A 218-nucleotide genomic window follows, 5' to 3' on the forward strand; every position below is an offset into this window, starting at 1 on the left:
GGAGCAAGCTCCCCTGTGCTACCGTCCGACTTGCATGTGTTAGGCCTGCCGCCAGCGTTCAATCTGAGCCATGATCAAACTCTTCAATTTAAAGTTTGATTTGCTTAAACAAGTTAAGCGGTGCTCTGTGAATTAAACTTCGTAATGAATTACGTGTTCACTCAGCAAAGACTTGATATTTTTTAAAGCCCGTAGGCTTGTGATATCAATCCTGCGAG

The 218-nt window shown here is 43.6% G+C and carries 1 rRNA gene; it reads right to left on the reverse strand.

From position 1 onward, the window contains the following. Positions 1-90 (reverse strand): 16S ribosomal RNA (locus F3J39_RS18725); the annotation flags it as partial. Positions 91-218: the final 128 nt, after the last annotated feature.

This window comes from Pantoea sp. Acro-807, assembly GCF_011752675.1.
Classification (GTDB): Bacteria; Pseudomonadota; Gammaproteobacteria; order Enterobacterales; family Enterobacteriaceae; genus Pantoea; species Pantoea eucrina.